General features: G+C 36.7%; 22 protein-coding genes and 1 pseudogene. 19 read left to right on the top strand and 4 right to left on the bottom strand.

Going from position 1 to position 19895, the window contains the following annotated elements; translation table 11 throughout:
• Positions 1–190 precede the first annotated feature (190 nt).
• From A5N88_RS24735 to A5N88_RS05140, 3 genes are all read left to right on the top strand, one after another.
• A complete protein-coding gene (locus A5N88_RS24735; RefSeq protein ID WP_157090605.1) occupies positions 191–346 on the top strand; it encodes a hypothetical protein in 156 nt (51 codons plus the stop codon).
• 635 nt (positions 347–981) lie between these two features.
• Entirely contained in the window at positions 982–1452 is a 471-nt protein-coding gene (locus tag A5N88_RS05145) for a general stress protein (protein WP_232317529.1), read from the top strand.
• Between the two features lie 400 nt (positions 1453–1852).
• Positions 1853–2092, top strand: a complete 240-nt coding sequence (locus A5N88_RS05140) for a hypothetical protein (RefSeq protein ID WP_066263843.1) — start codon at positions 1853–1855, stop codon at positions 2090–2092.
• Between the two features lie 299 nt (positions 2093–2391).
• Here the strand turns inward: A5N88_RS05140 and A5N88_RS05135 are convergent.
• A pseudogene (locus tag A5N88_RS05135) lies at positions 2392–4004 on the bottom strand (bifunctional metallophosphatase/5'-nucleotidase).
• Positions 4005–4380: 376 nt separating this feature from the next.
• Between A5N88_RS05135 and A5N88_RS05130 the strand changes: the two are divergent.
• On the top strand, positions 4381–4701 hold the full coding sequence (locus A5N88_RS05130) for a hotdog family protein (RefSeq protein ID WP_066263841.1): 321 nt from the start codon (positions 4381–4383) through the stop codon (positions 4699–4701).
• 73 nt (positions 4702–4774) lie between these two features.
• On the opposite strand, the gene A5N88_RS05125 is transcribed toward A5N88_RS05130, so the two are convergent.
• Positions 4775–5761, bottom strand: a complete 987-nt coding sequence (locus A5N88_RS05125; protein ID WP_066263840.1) for an aldo/keto reductase — start codon at positions 5759–5761, stop codon at positions 4775–4777.
• A 283-nt stretch (positions 5762–6044) separates the two neighbouring features.
• On the opposite strand from A5N88_RS05125, the gene A5N88_RS05120 reads away from it, so the two are divergent.
• From A5N88_RS05120 to A5N88_RS05110, 4 genes are all read left to right on the top strand, one after another.
• The gene (locus A5N88_RS05120; RefSeq protein WP_066263836.1) at positions 6045–6572 is read left to right on the top strand and encodes a GNAT family N-acetyltransferase; all 528 of its coding nucleotides are present in this window, start codon (positions 6045–6047) and stop codon (positions 6570–6572) included.
• A 31-nt stretch (positions 6573–6603) separates the two neighbouring features.
• Entirely contained in the window at positions 6604–7149 is a 546-nt protein-coding gene (locus A5N88_RS05115) for a DinB family protein (RefSeq protein WP_066263833.1), read from the top strand.
• Positions 7150–7276: 127 nt separating this feature from the next.
• Entirely contained in the window at positions 7277–7420 is a 144-nt protein-coding gene (locus A5N88_RS24730) for a hypothetical protein (protein WP_157090604.1), read from the top strand.
• Between the two features lie 231 nt (positions 7421–7651).
• Positions 7652–8617 carry a quinone oxidoreductase family protein gene (locus tag A5N88_RS05110; protein ID WP_066263830.1) on the top strand — a complete coding sequence of 322 codons (966 nt, stop codon included), beginning with the start codon at positions 7652–7654 and terminating at the stop codon, positions 8615–8617.
• Between the two features lie 213 nt (positions 8618–8830).
• Here the strand turns inward: A5N88_RS05110 and A5N88_RS05105 are convergent, their stop codons facing one another.
• Positions 8831–9997, bottom strand: coding sequence for an MFS transporter (locus A5N88_RS05105; protein ID WP_066270261.1), 1167 nt, complete (start codon positions 9995–9997; stop codon positions 8831–8833).
• Positions 9998–10138: 141 nt separating this feature from the next.
• Between A5N88_RS05105 and A5N88_RS05100 the strand changes: the two genes are divergently transcribed.
• Complete coding sequence (locus A5N88_RS05100; RefSeq protein ID WP_066263827.1) at positions 10139–10897, top strand: TrmB family transcriptional regulator; 759 nt, start codon at positions 10139–10141, stop codon at positions 10895–10897.
• Positions 10898–11106: 209 nt separating this feature from the next.
• Positions 11107–11511 carry a glyoxalase superfamily protein gene (locus A5N88_RS05095; RefSeq protein WP_066263826.1) on the top strand — a complete coding sequence of 135 codons (405 nt, stop codon included), beginning with the start codon at positions 11107–11109 and terminating at the stop codon, positions 11509–11511.
• Positions 11512–11563: 52 nt separating this feature from the next.
• On the opposite strand, the gene A5N88_RS05090 is transcribed toward A5N88_RS05095, so the two are convergent.
• On the bottom strand, positions 11564–11944 hold the full coding sequence (locus A5N88_RS05090; RefSeq protein ID WP_083953031.1) for a hypothetical protein: 381 nt from the start codon (positions 11942–11944) through the stop codon (positions 11564–11566).
• Between the two features lie 441 nt (positions 11945–12385).
• Between A5N88_RS05090 and A5N88_RS05085 the strand changes: the two genes are divergently transcribed.
• The 9 genes from A5N88_RS05085 (at position 12386) to murG (ending at position 19882) form a co-directional block, all read left to right on the top strand.
• Positions 12386–13096: an MBL fold metallo-hydrolase gene (locus A5N88_RS05085; RefSeq protein WP_066263825.1), complete on the top strand. Its 711-nt coding sequence runs from the start codon at positions 12386–12388 to the stop codon at positions 13094–13096.
• Between the two features lie 244 nt (positions 13097–13340).
• Positions 13341–14060 (top strand): YebC/PmpR family DNA-binding transcriptional regulator, encoded by a 720-nt coding sequence (locus A5N88_RS05080; protein ID WP_066263823.1) that lies wholly within the window; start codon positions 13341–13343, stop codon positions 14058–14060.
• Between the two features lie 699 nt (positions 14061–14759).
• Entirely contained in the window at positions 14760–15047 is a 288-nt protein-coding gene (locus tag A5N88_RS05065; protein WP_066263815.1) for a hypothetical protein, read from the top strand.
• A 161-nt stretch (positions 15048–15208) separates the two neighbouring features.
• A complete protein-coding gene (locus A5N88_RS26365) occupies positions 15209–15358 on the top strand; it encodes a helix-turn-helix domain-containing protein (RefSeq protein WP_328006926.1) in 150 nt (49 codons plus the stop codon).
• Positions 15359–15456: 98 nt separating this feature from the next.
• Entirely contained in the window at positions 15457–15666 is a 210-nt protein-coding gene (locus tag A5N88_RS05060; protein ID WP_066263814.1) for a hypothetical protein, read from the top strand.
• Between the two features lie 906 nt (positions 15667–16572).
• Positions 16573–17148: a GNAT family N-acetyltransferase gene (locus A5N88_RS05055; RefSeq protein WP_066263813.1), complete on the top strand. Its 576-nt coding sequence runs from the start codon at positions 16573–16575 to the stop codon at positions 17146–17148.
• A gap of 407 nt (positions 17149–17555) precedes the next feature.
• Complete coding sequence (locus A5N88_RS05050; RefSeq protein ID WP_066263808.1) at positions 17556–17801, top strand: hypothetical protein; 246 nt, start codon at positions 17556–17558, stop codon at positions 17799–17801.
• Between the two features lie 226 nt (positions 17802–18027).
• Complete coding sequence (locus A5N88_RS05045) at positions 18028–18660, top strand: TetR/AcrR family transcriptional regulator (protein WP_083953029.1); 633 nt, start codon at positions 18028–18030, stop codon at positions 18658–18660.
• 154 nt (positions 18661–18814) lie between these two features.
• On the top strand, positions 18815–19882 hold the full coding sequence (gene murG / locus A5N88_RS05040; RefSeq protein WP_066263804.1) for an undecaprenyldiphospho-muramoylpentapeptide beta-N-acetylglucosaminyltransferase: 1068 nt from the start codon (positions 18815–18817) through the stop codon (positions 19880–19882).
• Positions 19883–19895: the final 13 nt, after the last annotated feature.

The raw sequence follows: 19895 nt of genomic DNA, 5'->3' as shown, positions 1-19895 counted from the left end.
TTGAGCAAACGAGCAATTGTATGAATAAAATGTATCCAATTGCCCATACTTCACCTCTTGATAATGAAAGCGCTATCATCTATAATAAAAATAGGTTGGATAGCGGCTGTGGCTATCATGGTATTTGGCGAAGGCGGAGCCAGTACTGCAATTCATTTTTTAAGTGTCTAGAAATAAGGAGTGCATACAAATGAGTGTTGAAGAAGAAAGGCTTGGATTAACCGACTTTGTTCAAAATAATCAATTTGAATTAAACTCCTACTTGGATTATTTGTTTCATTGTAAGGATTCCTTTGTTGAGCGTCTAAATAATGCAGATTCAGATAATAAATTACCAAATAACTGAATAAATAAGAAAAGAGAAACCGCCATTCTCATCGGTGTACGAATTTCATAGTCTTCGACTGAGATAAAGGAAACTAGAGGTTGACTTATCGCAGGGGGAGAAGTAGACATTCGCTAGCTGATAGACGATGTAGCTAGACAGAGACTACATTGGTTAATACATTTATTTCTTGTGAATTTTTATACTCTTAGCCTTTTAAAAAAAGGGATCTTACAATAAGATCCCTTTTTTGGTCATTCTTGGCTGTTATCGTGATAGGGCATAAGTAATGAACATTTCTCGCAGCGGTCTTCAATTCCAGTGCATGTCGTTATGATATCTTCTTCTCCTTGCATATTGAGGAATGTAATTTCATGCGTTACGTTTTTAAGGATAAATGGACAGAAGGTGATTTTACGTTTTGTTACAATAAGTGTTGTTCTTTCCATATGCTTACGCCCTTCCGCTTAAGTTCTATCCTTTGTTATTTTTTACCCTTAAGATTCTAACCTTAACATGAGTTTATTAAATCTCTTTTAACAAAATAAACAACATGCACAACCTATCTATTAGTTTGTGCTTTTTTAAACGTTTATTTAACCGTCTCACTGGGTACGATTAGAATAAGGAAAAATAGATGAATGGAGGCGAAAAGAGTGGAAGAACATAATATGCGAGTAGTTGGAGTGTATTACGACGCACACGAGGCAGTAGAAGCGATTGAGGATCTTAAACAAGAAGGCTATGATTCAGAGGATATTTCCGTTATTGCTAAGCACAAAGAAGAAGTAATGGAAATTAATGAAGAGACCGGCACTCGCACAGAGGAAGGTGTTGCAGCTGGTGCAGCAACAGGGGGAATCCTGGGCGGTCTTGCTGGTTTAATGGCTGGAGTCGGGGCCCTTGCCATACCGGGAATAGGGCCAATACTTGCTATAGGGCCTATTGCAGCCACTTTAACGGGTGCAGCTGCCGGCGCTGGAGTTGGTGGCATTGCTGGAGCCTTAATTGGTTTAGGCATTCCAGAAGAGGAAGCAGGGCGTTATCAAACTGACATTACAGAAGGGAGAATTCTAGTTTTAGTTGATACCAATGCACATCCTAAAGACAGGAATCAAGGTATTTAAATAGTCAATGATGACCAATATTAACATATTTCATGCCGCTTCTTCAGGATAGCGGTTTTTTACATCGATATTCATCCTTTACTTTACCTCTACTCTAAGAATTAAAACCTCCTTCTAACCATTGGATAAAATTACCTCATTCTACTTTCCTTGCTACTCTTTATTAATTCAGAATATAAGGTATAATAAATATTCTAGAACAATGATTACACCTACTATTACTACTATTTAAGCTTTTATGTTTTGGATGCAAATTTTTATACATGGAAAAGTAGTAGTAAAGATGCCACGGACAGTGAAACATAAGAATCTATTCAACGTTTGATAAAAAGAATGTTATAAATAAGGTTTCAAGAGCTAAGTTACTTTTGGAAATTAAACTGGAGAAAGCAGGGGTAAAGTGAAGGATTTGTTAAAACAGTTGGCAAGTATTCCGTTTATGGTGGGTATGTTTGGCGGTTGGATTTTTGCAGTCTGTCACATCTTATTTGATTTCTTTGTTAGCAAATCATTAGATTTGTCCTCTTTTATCTCAAACGATATAGTTGCAATAATAACTGGTATCGGATTTTGGTTCTTCTTCAAAGTGAAGAATAAAGAAATCAATGCATATTATAGTAAACAAGTTGATAATGAATAGATTATGGGGCACCTACGAGATTGCCCTATTTTTCTTGGCAGTTTATATTCGGATGAATTGTCTTGCAATAAAGGACTTTAAAATAGCCTGAGGTTAGGTTGCCTCAGGCTATTTTAATTAAATTTACATAGTGTAGTCACTGTCTAGCTCCAGCGCCTATCGGCGTACGGATTTCTACGTCTCTTCCCTGCGATAAGTCAACATCAGCTCGTGAACAGCCTCGCTGTGTTTCCTTTATCTCAGTCAAAGACGATGAAATCCGTACGCCGATGAGCAAGGCGCTTACGCTTTTCTTCTGTCTAGTTAATTTTTTTAATTCTGTCTCCTGTTGATACAGATATTGGTGAGGTTTGTTTCTTAACATAATTAACTAGGGCATCGAGATCTATCATGCCATTTACAAAATTGGCCCCTTTTGCTAATTCAAGAAAGCCATCTCCGCCAGTTGAAAGGAAAGAGTTCACTGTAACTGTATAGGACTTGTCATTTTCGATTGGTGTTCCGTCGGCCAATGTCAAAGACACGACTTTATCTCCGTCCTTCGTGCTGTCCCACGTATATTTCATACCGGGAATTTGAAGCATTTTTGGATCCGTTTTATCACTCCATTGTTCATTTAATATCGTACGCAGCTGACTCCCAGTAAGATTCATGGTAACAAGTGTGTTATTAAACGGCTGTACAGTATATAAGTCTCCCCACGTAATTGTTCCGCTGTTGATATCAGCACGGATACCTCCTGGATTGGTAATGGCAATTTGTGCCCCAGTTGCATCCCGCTGGGCATCTGTTATGAAATCTCCTAAATTAGATTCTCCGCTGGCATTTTGTTGGCCCGTTAAGGCAGCTGCAGCTGTTCCAAGTTTTTGATTGATTAATGGAGCTACTTTGGCTTCATCTGCATCAATCATTTTTTTAATTTGCGGGTCGGGTTTGATGGCATCCTGATAAGTAGTGATGATATCGGCATTATCAGTTATGACATCTTTTGTTTTTGGATCGATCCAGAGGCGGACATCTGAAAATGCTGTTCCATAGGAGTAAGCTTGGACGACCAGTTTTCCATTAACTTTTGTATTTAAATAAGCATGATTGTGGCCGCCAAAAATTACATCAACCTCCGGATCTACTTTTTTGGCGATGTCGATCACTTTTCCGTTGGCATTGCTGCCATCTTGATTGGAGGTGCCGGGATCATGGGCAAGAACAATGATGGTTTTTATCCCCTTTTTCTTTAATACTTTTGCATACTTATTGATTGCTTTGGCTTCATCTGTAAATTGGATGCCTTTTACATTGTTGGGCATGGTAATGGAAGGTGTTTCAGTGGTATCAACACCGATAAATCCAATATTTACACCGTGGACTTTTTTAATCACGTATGGAGGTAGAAGGGGTTTCTTTGTTTTTTCGCTGATGACGTTAGCGCAGACATAGGGAAAATCTAATCCATTAAAATTTTTGTGGGTTGTTGGATTTTTACCTCCATATATTTGCCTTAGCATTTCATTTACGCCATGATCAAATTCATGATTGCCCAAAGTACCTACATCAAAATGCAGCTTATTTAAAATGTTTAAGGTCGGTTCATCCTGCATTAAGGCAGATACAGGAGCGGATGCACCTACTGCATCACCTGCAGAAACCAAGAGAGTATCTTTCACCTCAGATTCTTTTGTTTTAAATAAGCAGCAAGATAGTCTGCTCTTCCTACCTTGCGTCCATTAATCGTCCTCGTAACATCGAGCTGACCATGGAGATCATTAATTCCTAAGATTTGAAGTTCAAAAGGCCGGGGTGCTGGTTTTGTCGAAGGATGTTTAACGGAAGCATCAGAATGTGAAAAAGGTACTGCAAGCATGGATATTGATCCAACCGACATCAATAGATTTTTTTTGCCCAAATTGTTCATCTCCCTTTTAATAGAGTACTAGTTGAGTATAGATGGTAGATTATTAACTTTGAATAGGGATAATTATTCGTATTTTAAAATATATTGCATAATTTATGGGTGTTATTTACCAGAAACAGGTAGTCCATTTGATCTTTATTAAAAACAAGGAAGAGATTCGGTTATATTTGTCGAATCTATTTAAAGTTTACCAACATAAAATATGGTAAAATGAATAGATATTCAATATTCAGAAAAGTGCAAGCGCCTTGCACATTTACGTAATTATAAAAGTTTTTATATTTTCCTTTTAAAAATTAATAGAACAGGTGGGGAATGAGTTGGATATTAAAACGGGGACGTATTCACGTACGAAAGAACGTTCCATCATGATGAGATTCTTCAATTTGCAGAGCTGACAGGGGATAAAGGGAATCATCATATGGAACCGGGTGAAAATGGGCGGTTAATGGTGCACGGTTTGCTGACTGCCAGTATTGGGACCAAAATCGGAGGGGATTTAAATTATATTGCAAGAGAAATGGTTAGTGAATTTGTCCGTCCGGTTTTTGCCGGTGATATTATAATCTGTGAAGTAATTCTTTCACAGGTAGAACAGCAGAAGGAATATAAAAAGGTAGAAATTAAATCTATTTACAGGAACCAAAACGGCAAAGAAGTGTTGATTGGTTCAAGCAAAGGTATTATTCGAGATTAATGGTTCTTAGAGTTGAAAAGCCCTCTGTTTTGAACAGAGGGCTCTGGGAGCTGTTTGCAGATAGTAAGAATTCTTATAAATTTACACCTTTCATATTGACTTCCGGGTAACGTGTACCTGCAGCTGCTCCTTGGGGTGCTGCCTTATTAATGAACTCAAGCTCTTCTGGTGTAAGATTTAGGTTAACAGCCTGCATATTCTCTTCCAGATAATTCCTGCGTTTTGTTCCAGGGATCGGAACAATATCCTCGCCCTGTGCAAGAAGCCAGGCAAGGGCAAGCTGTGAGGGCTGGCAGCCTTTTTCTTGAGCGATTTCTTTTATTTTATCTACCAGCTGCAGGTTCTTTTGAAAATTCTCTCCCTGGAAACGAGGGGAAAAGCGCCGATAATCATCTTCTGCTAAATCCTCAAATTTGGTAATTTGGCCGGTAAGGAAGCCTCTGCCTAAAGGACTGTAGGGAACAAAACCGATTCCAAGCTCTCTCACTGCAGGCAGTATTTCATCTTCTACATCCCGGCTCCATAAAGAATATTCTGTTTGGAGTACAGTAATTGGATGTATCATATGTGCTTTGCGAATGGTTTCAGGAGCAGCCTCTGATAAACCCAGGTAGCGGACTTTTCCTTCTTTTACAAGTTCAGCCATTGCGCCTACGGTTTCTTCAATTGGTGTCTTTGGGTCAACACGGTGCTGATAATAGACATCAATGTAATCCACTCCTAAGCGGAGAAGGCTTGCATCACATGCTTCTCTAACATACTCGGGTCTTCCGTTCACACCTTTAAAGGAACCATCTTTTCCTCGGACGTTCCCAAATTTTGTAGCGAGAACAACCTGGTCCCTTCGTCCTTTCAAGGCTTTTCCAACAAGCTCTTCATTGGCACCTACACCGTACATATCAGCTGTGTCCAAAAAATTAATGCCAAGCTCCAAAGCATAATGGATAGTTTTTATAGATTCCGCATCGTTGCGTCCAGAATAAAAATCAGACATTCCCATGCATCCAAGACCAATTGCTGATACCTCAGGGCCGTTTTTTCCCAATTTGCGTTTTTGCATGCTGTTTTCTCCTCTCGTTTAACCGGTTTGAAAAGCTCATTGCAACTATCATTCTTTTATTTATCTACATTATGAGCTATTATTCAGAAAAAATCCTCTTTCCTGCTTCATAAAAGGCACTTAAATTATCAAGAAGTTGGTTGATTCATAATAGAGAAGGGGCATAGTTAGGAGGAAAATGAGCTATTTGCAGTATTACATACGATAATCTTTCTAACAAACTAAAAATAGGATAAAATGGATAAAATGGCTATTTTGCTAGAGTAGGAGAGGAAGGTAGACCGTGAATTATTCGAGAGAGGCACCTTCAAAGGTGACCATCATCCGCTATGAAAAAAAACACCTTGAACAGCTGATGACGTATACCCTGGCAGATGAGCAAAGGAGATATACAGCAATGCCCCTTGATGCTTTAAAAAAATGCGAGGAAGAAAATAACCGGCACCCAATCTTAATTATGCTTCATGAATCGTGTGCCGGGTTCTTTGTATTGCATGGTGGAGAAGGTGCAAGGAACTATAGTGATAATCCCAGTGCGATCCTTTTAAGAGCCTATTCAGTTGCTTCTGATTATCAATGGAGGGGAATTGCCAGTACGTCATTAAAATTGCTCCCATCCTTTGTAAAATACCATTTTCAAGATAAGAATGAAATTATTCTTGCTGTGAATGTTGCCAACCTCCCAGCAAGAAGCCTTTATAACAAGTGTGGTTTTATTGATACAGGCAGGCGGATGATAGGGAAAAAAGGGGAATTGATAATCATGCAGTACCAATTAAATGTTCATAACAACCCAACTTCAGCCATATAAAAAAATATGCAAAAAAAAGGAGGAAAAAAGAATGAACACTCGTCCTGAGTTGAATGAATACGATCCATTTTATCACAGGTATATATGTTTAGCACCAGAAGGCAATATAAAAGACGTGCTAATGAATCAAAAAAAGACAGCTGCTGAATTCTTTGGGAATTTTTCAGAAGAACAGTCTTATTTTTCTTACGCACCTGAAAAGTGGAGCATAAAAGAAGTCTTAGGCCATATTACAGATACAGAACGAATTATGGCATATCGGCTTTTGGCTATTGCAAGAGGAGAATCGGTATCACTTCCCGGATTCGATGAAAATAGTTATGTAGCCAACGCTTCCTTTAATCAGCGAAGCTTACAGGACTTAATAGACGATTTTCTTTTAGTACGCGAATCTTCCATTTCTTTAATAAAAAGCCTGCAGCCTGATCTTTTGACCCGCTTAGGGGAAGCGAATCAATCTAAGGTATCTGTCCGTGCTTTAGGCTATATCATTGCAGGGCATGAGCTTCATCATCGGAAAATTTTAAAAGAACGGTATGCTGCCTCTCCAGAGTTTCCACAATATAACAGAATTTAAGAATTGTGATCTAGAAAACAGCATGGGTTTATGTCTCATGCTGTTTCTTTGTGAGAAAGTTTAAATAGCAGGCTTGTTAATTTTTAACAAAAAAGGGTATTAAGAAAAGAAAAAAGGAAGGCTGTTGATGAAATTGAAAACCAGATTATCCTTTTCGATTAGAAAATATTCTTCAATGGAGTTAGAGCATGGCAAATGGGAACGTGTGTTTAAACATTATCTTGCATATCGGGAGGCAAGAAAACAGTCGGAGGGAAAAGATTTTACCTAAAGGCTTTGTTAGAGGACTCTGTTGTTTTTATCTCATTCTTGTGAAATGGCTGTTTCACACGACTATCAACATTGAATTTTACAAAGTTTATTTATAAGAGATCGCAGGATTGAGTTCAGCTTCCATATGAGATGTTCAAACAGCTTTCGTAACAGCATGCTGCTTTGAAATGTTTCAGGAACATAGTACAATGTTTTATGTAAATATAACGAATACAATTGGAGAGTAAATATGAAAGCACTTATTTTTAATGAATTTGGCGGACCAGAAGTCCTTCATTATGAAGACATACAAGATCCGAAAATTGGACCTGATGAAATCCTTGTAGAAATGAAAGCAATTGGATTAAACTTTGCTGATGTTTATAGAAGGAAAGGAAATTATCATCTTGCAGGCAAACCTCCATATATTCTTGGATATGAAGGAGCCGGGATCGTTATTCAAACAGGAGAAAAAGTAACAAGCTTTAGAGAGGGTGACCGTATTGCCTTTGCGGATGTACCCTATGCGAATGCTGCGCTGGTTGCCGTACCTGTCGATCGGGCTATTCCCTTGCCTGACGATATTTCATTTGAAACAGCAGCTGCGCTTTTGCTGCAGGGTTTAACAGCCCATTATCTAACAAAAGACAGCTATGCGATTAAAAAAGGGGATGTGGCACTTGTACACGCTGCAGCCGGAGGTGTCGGTCAGCTCCTTGTTCAAATCATTAAGCTGTTGGGAGGGAAAGTCATTGGCTTAACTTCCTCTGAAGAAAAACGGCAGGCAGGCATTCAAGCAGGTGCAGATTATATGTTCCTTTATTCCGAAAACTGGAAGGAAAGAGTGAAGCAGCTAACGGAAGGAAAGGGAGCAGACGTTGCTTATGAATCAGTAGGTGTAACCTTAATGGATAGCTTTAAAGCAGTCCGGATTGGCGGAACGGTTGTATTTTATGGAATGGCAGGCGGTGATCCTGTACCTGTAGATCCACGAATGCTGATGGATACTTCTAAAACCTTAACCGGCGGTGATCTCTGGAATGTACTAACATCACATCAGGAGCGTGTAAGCCGTTCTCAAGAGCTGTTCCAGTGGATTATGGATGGAAGCTTGAAAATCTCTGAACCTGCAGTCTTTTCATTAAAAGATGGACAAAAAGCCCATAATCTACTTGAAAGCAGAAAAAGTACAGGGAAGGTACTTTTAATTCCATAAAAGCTCTATTGGGGAATTTTGTTATTATTTGATATACACGTTAGGGTAACACAGTGAGATCGTTCGCGAACTGATTTAAATATCTTTTAATAGGCTTTGTTAAAGCACTCTGTTGTTTTCAATATAGAATTTTAACAGAGCCTTTTAATAAAAAATTTATAATTTTTAACTAAAAAAGGAAGGGTGATTTAGTCCTTCCTTTTTTTGCTATCTTTATTTTGTTGTTTTTACTATCCTGCCTTGTTTTTGTTTCGCCATGGAAATCACAGCAGCACATAAGGCAAGAAGGACGATAATGCCTCCTACTTCTGGATTAACATCTATGGAGGATTTTTCAATAACGATTCCCCCAATAAAAGAACCGGAAGCGATGCCTAAATGAAGTGCTGAGTTATTTAAGCCCTGCTGTATGTCTGATGCATTTGAGGAAAGCTCGATTAGATAGCTTTGCATCGCTGGTGTAACTGCCCAGCTGAGCATGCTCCAAACCGCCATAACTGTAAGGAAAATGGGAAAAGAAAAAATAGTAAAAGGAATGGAAAAAATCGATATTGCAAAAACAATGATTACACCGAGAATGGTTCTTTTTGTTCCAAACCGGTCAGCAAGGAAACCTCCAATCCCTCCGCCTGCTACGGCGGCAATGCCAAAAATCAAATAAACGGCACTTACCCAGTTTCCGTTTAGCCCGAGAGATTCCTTTAAAAATGGTGTAAGGTATCCATAAAGGGTTAGATGACCGGCTAAAAAGAGGTAAGATGTGATTTGTGCAAATAATATTTTTCGATCTTTCAATGTTGCAAGCTGTTTTCTTAAAGGTATGGCTGTGGTCGGAGCCAAATCCTCCATGAAAAAATATACCCCTGCAATAGATGCGGCAGTCAACACACAGATTAAGACAAATGGTGCCTGCCAGCCAAAGTTGTTTCCAAGCATTAATCCGATTGGGACCCCTAATACAAGCGATGCACTAATTCCCATGAACACAACGCCTATAGACCGGGCTCGGTATTTTTCTTCTACAATGTTTGAAGCCATTGTGACACAAAGTACAACAAGAAGAGAACCGCTCGCTGCTGATAATACTCTTGCCAACAGCAGCAGTCCGTAGCTGTGACTCATGGCTGCAAGAGCATTTCCAGCCAGGAATATGCAAAGCGCTGACAATGTCAGGCGTTTTCTTTCTATTTTTGCCGTTATCGTTAGTAAAATGGGAGCAGAGACAGCAAAAACTAGTGAAAAAATTGTAATTAAAAAGCCTGCTTTTCCCAGACTGACATGAAGATCGGCTGCAATGATATCCAAAAGACCTCCGATCATCAGCTCCACCATTCCCACAACAAAGGATACTGTTGTTAGCAAATAAACTCGTTTATCCATACCCATGTTCCTCTCTTTGTTATGTTACCACTATAATGGTAACATAACATGATGAGGCTTACTTGTAAAATGATCGAATAAATAAATAATAGTTCTTTATGTTATGATGATAGTAAAGAATGAGAATAAGGAGTCAGTGAAATGCTGCAACAGTTTGGTTTTACACAATATGAAAGCCAGGTGTATCAGGCACTCATCACTTCCGGCCAGGTGTTAGATGCAACTGGGATTGTGAAGATGTCAGGAGTACCAAGATCAAAGGTCTATGAAGTCCTTCAGCGGCTTTTAGAAAAAGGAATGATTCTTGAGTCGACAACTGAAAAAAAACGTCTTTATTCAGCCCTTCCTCTTGAAGCAGCCATCGAAAAGCTGAAGGCCCATTTTGAATCAAATGTACAGGAAATGAAAAAGGTACACAGAAAATCGGCTCCTGTTGATGACAGAGTATGGACGTTAAAGGATAATCACTCGATTCAAAGTGTAATGAAGGAATTACTTGATGGAGCCAGAAAATCGATTATAATTTCTGGATGGGAGGATGATTTGCAATTTTACCTTCCTCTGCTGGAGGAAAAATATAAGCATGGTTTAAAAATCCATATTCATGTAATTGGAGTAATTGAATCAATCATTCCATCCATCATTACGCTGATACCGGATTCCAGGCATGAGCATCTGGAAAGAAGCAGAATACTGATAGTAGATGAACAGGAAATTCTTTTTGCGGGAATTGAAGAATCAAAATGGCAATCCATACGCACACAGTCTCGTCCGATGGTTAAATTCTTTACCGAGTTTTTCTATCACGATGTAGCCTTGACCCAAATCACACAGAAGTATCGTGATACCATTATGGAGGATGAGGAAATTCAAAAAATATTATTTAATCTGCGATATTAAAATGAATAACTAAAAGCAAAGTAAACTACATTCTTACCTTATTGCCCTGTTAAAGCTTGTTGATTTCCACATTGCGTTATCATCACCAAGCTTTAACAGGGCTTTTGATAAGAATACTTTTATAGAAGTGACGTGATATCATACAGGTAATCTGCATTTCATATATTAGGTAACAGTACATCTACGTTATAAAAAAGGGTGGGATAGACGTGGATTTTCATGCTGTAAGGCTTTTGGTAAGGGATGTTCATAAATCAGTTGAATTTTACAGGGATACTTTGGGGTTTGAAGGTTGGATTGATGCGCTCGGCGAATATGCATATTTTGAAGAACAGCACTTAGCGCTCTTTAAGCAGTCCAATATGTTATCAGAGCTTGAAGAAGAAAGCGGCAAAACTGTACAAAAGGGACCATCTGTTTTTTTGCTTCAGTTTGAAGTGAAAAATGTAGACGAGGCATATGTTTTATTAAAGAAAAAGAACGTGCGGTTCATCAATCCTCCTCATGACCGAAGGGATTGGGGTTCGAGAATTGCGCATTTCAAGGATCCAGATGGCAATATTATAGAACTATATCAATCTATTCGCAGTAAACCTGCAAATGAAATGCAATAGAAAAAGGGGAAAACTCCCCGTCAGTATGGATATAATTCCTTGTTCACTTTATTTATTTGAAAACAGCCTTGTTCAGGAATTCATCAAATGAGTCGAATAAAACGGAGGGCTCCCATTCACCGAGTCCTTTTTCTGCTGTTAAGACAGGATAAAAGCTGTCACTTGTGTCAACAAACAGGGGATCTCCTAAATCCGCATCGTAGCCAATGACAAACCAGCCATCCTCCCAATCACCACTGTTATTTCCTATCAAGGTTTTTCCCTGCTGATCCATTCTATAGCCTATTTGTGCCCGCTCAAATTCTTCCTCCAAGAAAAGGATAAAATTAAGCGTTTCCTTGTCATCATCTATTTCGAATTGAATTTGGATTTTTTGGCTTGGTACCATTTCCAGCTTTTCGACAATGATGTTTAAACGATTTTCAGTAAGCAATGGAGTGCCTCCTATCAATTTCTGTAAAATTTAAATACCCTTTTTTCGTCAAAATAGTCTAGTGAGAGGAATTTTTTTACTTTATCTGATTTACTTATTTTTCTACTTACCCTTGTAAAAGCGTTTATTGAATATTCATCCTTCTACTATTAAACAAGGAATGCCAAAAATCCTTTTTTTCCTTTAGCTAAATCATAAAATGCTGTTTGCACAGGCTTGACACTTCAGTATCGTGTCCGTCTGCGTAGCATTTTTTCGACCTTTTTTTGTATATCAACCTTTCCTTTTCTGATCCACAAAAATAGAGTATTTTTTCATAAGTGTTCAGGCAGTTCCTTCTTGATGTTTTTTTGTCTGGGGAATATTTGAAATAGGGATAAAGGATATGAAGGCGGGTATAGGGTCTATAAAACTTTCGAAAAGTACGTATGGGGGTAACTTATGCAGATTAATATGGAAATTACTGTCCTTGAACTAGAGTATGAAGCATTCGGCATTAAGCACCTATTCTATCCAACTGTTTTATATGATGGCCGATCAGCTGTATTAGTCGATGCAGGGATGCCTGGACAGGCCGAACAAATAATCAAAAAAATGGAGTCAGAAGGAATTCCATTCAGCCATCTGGAAGCCATTATTTTTACCCATCAGGATTTGGACCATATTGGAAGTGCACCTGAATTAATTTCACTTGCTCAAAGAGAAGTAACGTTATTTGCACATCCCCTGGAAATACCCTTTATTTCAGGAGAACTGCCGTTTATCAAAACGAATATGGCTAAGATTGAAAAGAAAGAACTTAACTTTGGATCTCTGGATCCACCTCTCTTAAAGGTAGGAAAGCCGCTATATGAATGGGAAAAAATTCCTTATTGCGGCGGAATAGAAGTCATTTTTACTCCAGGACATACGCCCGGACATGTCAGTTTATATGTAAAATCTGCAAATGTTCTAATAGCTGGTGATGCTATGATTTTAGCAAACGGTCTGCTGCAGGGACCTGTTAACCAAACAACACTCGATGTTAAAACAGCAATAGAATCATTAGGGAAATTTTTGAAGTTGGAGATAAAAACAGTCATTTGTTATCATGGGGGAATTTATTATGGCGATCCCCAAAAAAGTATTAAGGCTCTCTTATTGAAAAAGTAGGGTGACCATTGGCTAAGTGAAAAAGGTGAAAAAGGAATCAAAGTAAAATAATTTTTGAAGTTTTATAGATATAAAACACTGAAAAACAGCCAAGATAAACATGAAACCTGAATCTCCCCTTTTTTTGGGATAAAACTCGAAAGTTAAAGGAAAGTGAGGTATAATATACCTTAGCGCTTAGATAGAAGCTATGTATTCAGTAGCTTTTATTTTATTTACAACAGTTGAAAGAGAGTGGAGTATTATGGGTCGTAAGTGGAACAATATTAAAGAAAAAAAAGCATCTAAGGATGCTAATACAAGCCGTATTTATGCCAAGTTTGGCCGCGAAATATATGTAGCAGCAAAACAAGGTGAACCTGATCCTGAATCGAATCAGGCTTTAAGAGTTGTTCTCGAACGTGCAAAAACTTACAACGTACCAAAAAACATCATTGATCGTGCCATTGAAAAAGCAAAGGGCGGATCGGATGAAACGTATGATGAACTTCGATATGAAGGCTTTGGACCAAATGGATCCATGGTTATTGTTGATGCCTTAACCAATAATGTGAATCGGACTGCCTCAGAGGTTCGTGCTGCTTTTGGAAAAAATGGCGGAAACATGGGTGTCAGCGGTTCCGTTGCGTATATGTTTGATGCAACTGCTGTTATTGGAATAGAAGGCAAGGCAGCAGATGAAGTTCTGGAATTGCTTATGGAAGCGGATGTAGATGCACGAGATATCCTTGAAGAAGAAGATTCAGTGATTGTCTATGCAGAGCCTGAGCAATTTCATGCCATTCAAGAAGCCTTTAAAAATGCAGGAATTACAGAGTTTACAGTTGCTGAGTTAACGATGCTGCCTCAAACTGAAGTAACATTGGATGAGGATGCGAAAGCTCAATTTGAAAAATTGATTGATGTTTTAGAAGACTTGGAAGATGTTCAGCAGGTTTATCATAACGTGGATTTAAGCGAATAATAAGAAGCAGGCTGACGGGTAAAAAGGTTTTAACTATTCGTCTATATCCAAGTTACTTATTAATTATGATATACGTTTATAAAAATCATAATAAATATTATGATGAACGAAAAACTCATTTTTTGTATGAAAATATTCATACGAAAGGTGGGTTTTTTGTTTGTATTTAGAAGATTTTTATAAAGAGTTTTTGTATGACTTAGAAATCAAAAATTACTCTGTTAGGACTATAAAGGGATATAAGAACAACAATAAGGCATTTCTAAATTACTTAAAAAATGAGTTTTTAATTGAGGTAATAGAGGATATTACTTCAAAGCACATTAAATCTTATTGGATGATTCTAAAACAAAAAGGATGATCGGTAACATACATTAACAATAATAATAAGTGTTTACGTTCATATTTGAGATTTATGGTAGAAGCGGGATATATCGCAGAAAAAAGAAATCCTATACTTTTGGTGAAATTCATGAAGGAACCAAAGGTAATTATTAAGACGTTTACTGATAACGAAATCAAGAGAATGATCAATATATACTCAAATAATAATTATTTAAATGCAAGCAATAAGCTTATCATCGGGTGTCACAAATATGGTGGTGGGGTAGTTGTAGGAGAACTAAATTTCGTTCCCGAATATGGGGTAGTATCTATTTATTTCCAACTGTGTTATGCTTAAGGTTGGAGGTGTTAGTATTGTTATCTAAAATTAAAGGGGTAAAATACAAACCTGAGTACAAATATCCAAGATACAAAGTTAAACTTGAAACTCCAAAAGGTAAATTTCTACTTATTGAATTTGATAATACCCAAGCTGCTTCAATGAAAGGTTATATGCCTTTAGAGGTGTATTATGATGGTGAAAATAAAGGTGCAAAGCTTTCCTGGTATACTCAGGAAGTTGAGAACTTGACTGTTTCTGAATTCCTCAGCATAATAGCAACAAAGATAAATAGAAAATACAATGTTAAACCAGCTAAATAATATGATTGTAGAGGTATGGGGATAAACCGTACCTCTTTTATTTTATTGTTATTTAAACTATATAAATTATATTAGTATATGTTGTTTATAGCTATACTAACTTATTTCATTTGATTAATCAGAAAAATTTCACTAATATTACTATTTAATTATAATTGTTAATGGAAGTGTACTTTTATTTGTATGAAAAAACAATGTTGACTGTAAAAGATGTGATGGAAATTACAGGTATTGGACAGAGAAATGCGTATACATTAATGAGAAGTGGAGAATTTCCAGTTAAGACAATCGGAAGACAATATTTTCCATGATGAACGATTTCCTAAATATAGACTTGGATGTAAGTGGATGTTTCCAGCTAAGAAGTCAAGAGAGTTTTTACTTATTTGGCTGAGGAACAGAAAACAAGATGAGAAGAGCTAAATGGACAGAGAATGAAGACAAGTTACTTAAAGAAATATTCCTTACTAAACGTTGGCAAGAGATTAAAGCAGCCTTCGCTGAATATACAGAAGGTCAAATATTATGGCATGCGAATAAGATAGGTTTGAAAAAAGATTTAGAAAAAGTTTTGAAAAAAAGTTTTTTCTTTACAATAAAAATGATGAAGAAGGAATAAAACTTAAAGGTTGTACAAGAGCCATCTATTTAATGTTTAATAAGCATGCTGTAACAACTAATCCAGTAACTGAAATCGGAAAACCAAATCTTAAATTAATGGGAAAATCATTTATGGGGAGCCTTTTATAAAGAATTTAATAGGAGATTTGACGATGAGGAACTTGATAAACTAGGGTTTTGTGTTTACTTACCTAAAATATTTGGAAATAGAGAATTAGCTGAAAAAGAATTTAATAAATTAATTAATCATTTAAATGATCTGAAAAGATAAAAATCACTGATTAATTTTTTAGTGGTTTTCTTTGTGATTAAACGATAACTTAACAATATATTAAAGAAGACAAATATTATGATAAACAGTTAGTAGATTATTGCAAAAGTCTATACTTTAAATTATAATAAATGTTATAAATTTCATACATAATTTGAGTTATTTAGATATTGCTATATCATCATTTCGATTTTAATCCTGGAAGATGTTCAGCAGGTTTATCATAACGTGGATTTAAGCGAATAATAAGAAGCAGGCTGACGGGTAAAAACCGATACCTGCTTTTTTTATTTTTTATTCTAGGTTTCCTTGCATTTATTTTCATTGTTTAAAATGTTCAATGTTTAAGTTATATAAAAAGCTCACTGTTATTATTGGCTAATGGAAATTGGAGCCCCTATCCTTTAATGAAGAATGGCGGCTTAGGGAGCACCATTAGCTTAGAAGAGGGAATGATGCTCCAATTAGATCAAATGAGAAACAAAACCATAAAAAAGTTTTGTATACATTAATAAGGGGTATTTTGTTTAGATAGCTAACTGGTTAATGGGGCAAGCTATTAAAAAGTCCTTCTTAAGTGAATGGCAGGAAGAATACAGTAATCACGTTTAATCAAGTGAAAGGAGTAAATCCATGCATTGGTATGAAAAATTAAATCAATATTTTCCCATTGAAGAAATGAAATCAAAAGAACATATGGAAACTTTGTTAAAGGAACGTTCAGAGATCTATCATAAAGATGAAAGTGCTGATCATGTCCTTATGTATGTAGAACTAGAGGATTTTATTTTTATTGATTATCTTTTTGTGTCTAAAAATACACGGGGCCAAGGACTTGGTCATAAGCTACTTGAAAAACTAAAACAAAAGGGTAAGCCGATCATCCTCGAAGTTGAGCCAGTGAATTATGAGGACACCGACTCTGAAAAAAGACTGCGTTTTTACAAACGGGAGGGCTTTGAACATGCCCAGTCCATTGGGTATAGAAGGCGTTCGCTTGCAACAAAAGAGGTAAATGAAATGGAAATTCTGTATTGGACACCTAATCATGCCTCTGAAGAATTGGTGTATGATGCAATGAAAAGGACCTATGATTTAATTCATACATACAAAGATGTTCATTTCTACGGAGAACCTTACCAGCCGGTCCATAAGGTTCTAACCTTTAATGAGGATCCGGAGAAAGAGAACCTTTTAAGGGATATTTAACAATTATTTACCAGGGAACTGCTTCGGCAGTTTCTTTTTTTTGCAGAACAGGAAAGTATAAAGTATTTATTAAATTAATTAGGCTCTTTTCGTAAACTTTGTTGCTATTATTATAAATGAATCTAGGATATACAGAGTTCAGGATTGAAAACAAAATGATTGAAGACAAAAAGATGCCATGATGTCTCACTTATTACGGATATAACACTTTTGCGAAAAGCAACAATATATGCGAGAACAGCCATTAATTAAAATAAAAATTTGTTTAACAAAATATCTTGTAAAAAAAGGATTTCCGTTGTTTAAATCGAATTTAAAATAACGATTTATTCAAAAACATAATAGATTCAATATATCCTAAAAAAGGATTTGATAAAATTGAATAAAGAAAGCAGGAGGGATTTTCCATGACTGGATTAATTACCGTTATTCTTATATTTTCCTTGCCAATCATTAAAGTCATAACTAACCACGTTGAAAAACAAACACAGGCAAGAAATGATATAGTGAAGAACGAGCTTGAACTTGAAAAACTTAAACATGCCAATTTTTTAATGGAAACGGAAAAAATGAGGTTGGAGCTTCAAAAAGAACAGCTTCAATATGATCTTCCTAAAACTGAGACGGTCTTCACCTCTATAAAAAGAGATTAAGAATAACGGTAATCCAAACTAAATTTGTTTGTCAAACTCTACAAAAAATGCAGGTGAAAGCTTGACCTTCCGTTTTTATTATTGGACCACCGTACAATCTAATAAAATGTATGCTTCATAAATTGGCTGTATATAACCTCCAAGATGAAAGGATTTTACTTGAATTTTAATAAATCTATTGGTAGAATGTTTCCTCAGTATCGTATCGTAAAAGGAGACCTGCTTGATGCCTAAAGTATCGGACGATTACAAAGAGCGTAAAAAAGCGAGCCTATATGAAAGCGCATTAAAATGCTTTGGGGAGAAAGGATACCAATCCACCACAATAGATGATATTACTGCCCATTCTCAAACAAGCAAGGGGTTATTTTATACTTACTTCAAAAGTAAGGAGGAGCTTTACATTTCCTTAATGGATGAAAGGACAAATCACACACTTTCAAGGCTGAATGAAAGTTTTAAAACCATTTCATCGGCAAAAGAAAAAGTGCATGAGCTGTTTAGCCTTTATAAGAAAGCCTCTCTTACTGAGGAATGGCGCAACTTTATACGAGTCCAAATTGAATTTTGGGTGCACTCTCCGAGGCTTGAAAGGGCACGTGACGTTGTGACAAGCCGGTACGAGGATTTATATACAGGCATGATTTCCCGTATAATTGAAGATGGGAAAGCTGCAGGAGAGTTCAAACAGGAGATCCATGCAGATGTAGTGGCCAATTTGTTTTGGGCATTTATAGACGGAATTTGTATGCATTACTCTGTGGTCGGTGAAAATTACGCCTATGAAGCCCATTTTAAAGCAACAGAAGAAATGATCATGAATTATATTTTAATACAACCGGAAAAGCAGAAGGCATAAGACCTATCTGCTTTTTTTGAGGTTGGACTTGGGAATGAATATCTAAAAAAGTTATTCTGTTACACAAAACTGTATTAAAATATTTGTACATAGAATAATAAATGATCATTGCCCATACATTTCAACAACATAGTACATTATATCAGGAGGAAGTATGACTAAGAAACGTATTATCTTTACAGGCGGGGGTTCAGCCGGGCACGTTACTCCAAATATAGCAATAATAAACGAGCTCAATTCTGAAGAATGGGATATCCAATACATCGGTTCAAAAAATGGAATTGAAAAAGAAATCATTGAAAAGATAAAGATCCCCTATTTCAGTATATCCAGTGGAAAATTGCGGAGATATATGGATTGGGACAATGTAAAAGACATTTTTCGGGTTCTCAAAGGGTGTCTTGAAGCTAGAAAAATTCTTAAAACACAAAGACCAAGTCTCGTTTTTTCAAAAGGGGGATTCGTATCAGTTCCTGTAATCCTGGCTGCAAAGTCTTTAAATATTCCAATTTTTATTCATGAAAGCGATATGACTCCGGGACTTGCGAATAGCATATCCAAACGATTTGCCACAAAAATCTTTACATCCTTTGAAGAAGCAGTCCAGTATTTTCCTAACCGAAAAACGAAAGCCATTGGTTCTCCTATCCGCAAAGATGTACTGTCAGGGTCAAAAGAAAAAGGCCTTAACCTGTTAGGCTTTCAAGATAAAAAGCCTGTGATTGTAGTGATGGGAGGCAGCTTAGGTGCAAAAAAAATAAATGATACCGTGAGGGTTTGTCTTAAGGAACTCCTGCAACACTATCAAATTGTTCACCTTTGCGGCAAGGGGAATTTAGATAAAAAGCTTGAAGCAATAAAAGGATACCGGCAATTTGAATATGTCCATGATGAATTGCCCGATATTCTTGCATCAGCTGATTTTGTTATCACAAGAGGGGGATCGAATGCCATATTTGAATTCCTAGCCCTAAACAAACCTATGATTATCATTCCTCTTACCCGAAAACAAAGCCGGGGGGATCAGATCCTAAATGCAAAATCCTTTGAAAAAAAAGGATATTCTATCACACTTGAGGAAGAGGATTTAACCAAAGAATCGCTTTATAAAAAATTAAAAGAACTTCATGAAAAGAAAATGGACTTTAAAACGGCTATGAAAAATTCTGGTAAAAGCAATGCACTTAATATCCTATTGGATGAAATCAACAAACAAGATTAATAGAATGGATTCA

It is taken from the genome of Heyndrickxia acidicola, assembly GCF_001636425.1.
Taxonomy (GTDB): domain Bacteria; phylum Bacillota; class Bacilli; order Bacillales; family Bacillaceae_C; genus Bacillus_AE; species Bacillus_AE acidicola.
This window is presented reverse-complemented; position numbering and strand designations above follow the sequence as displayed.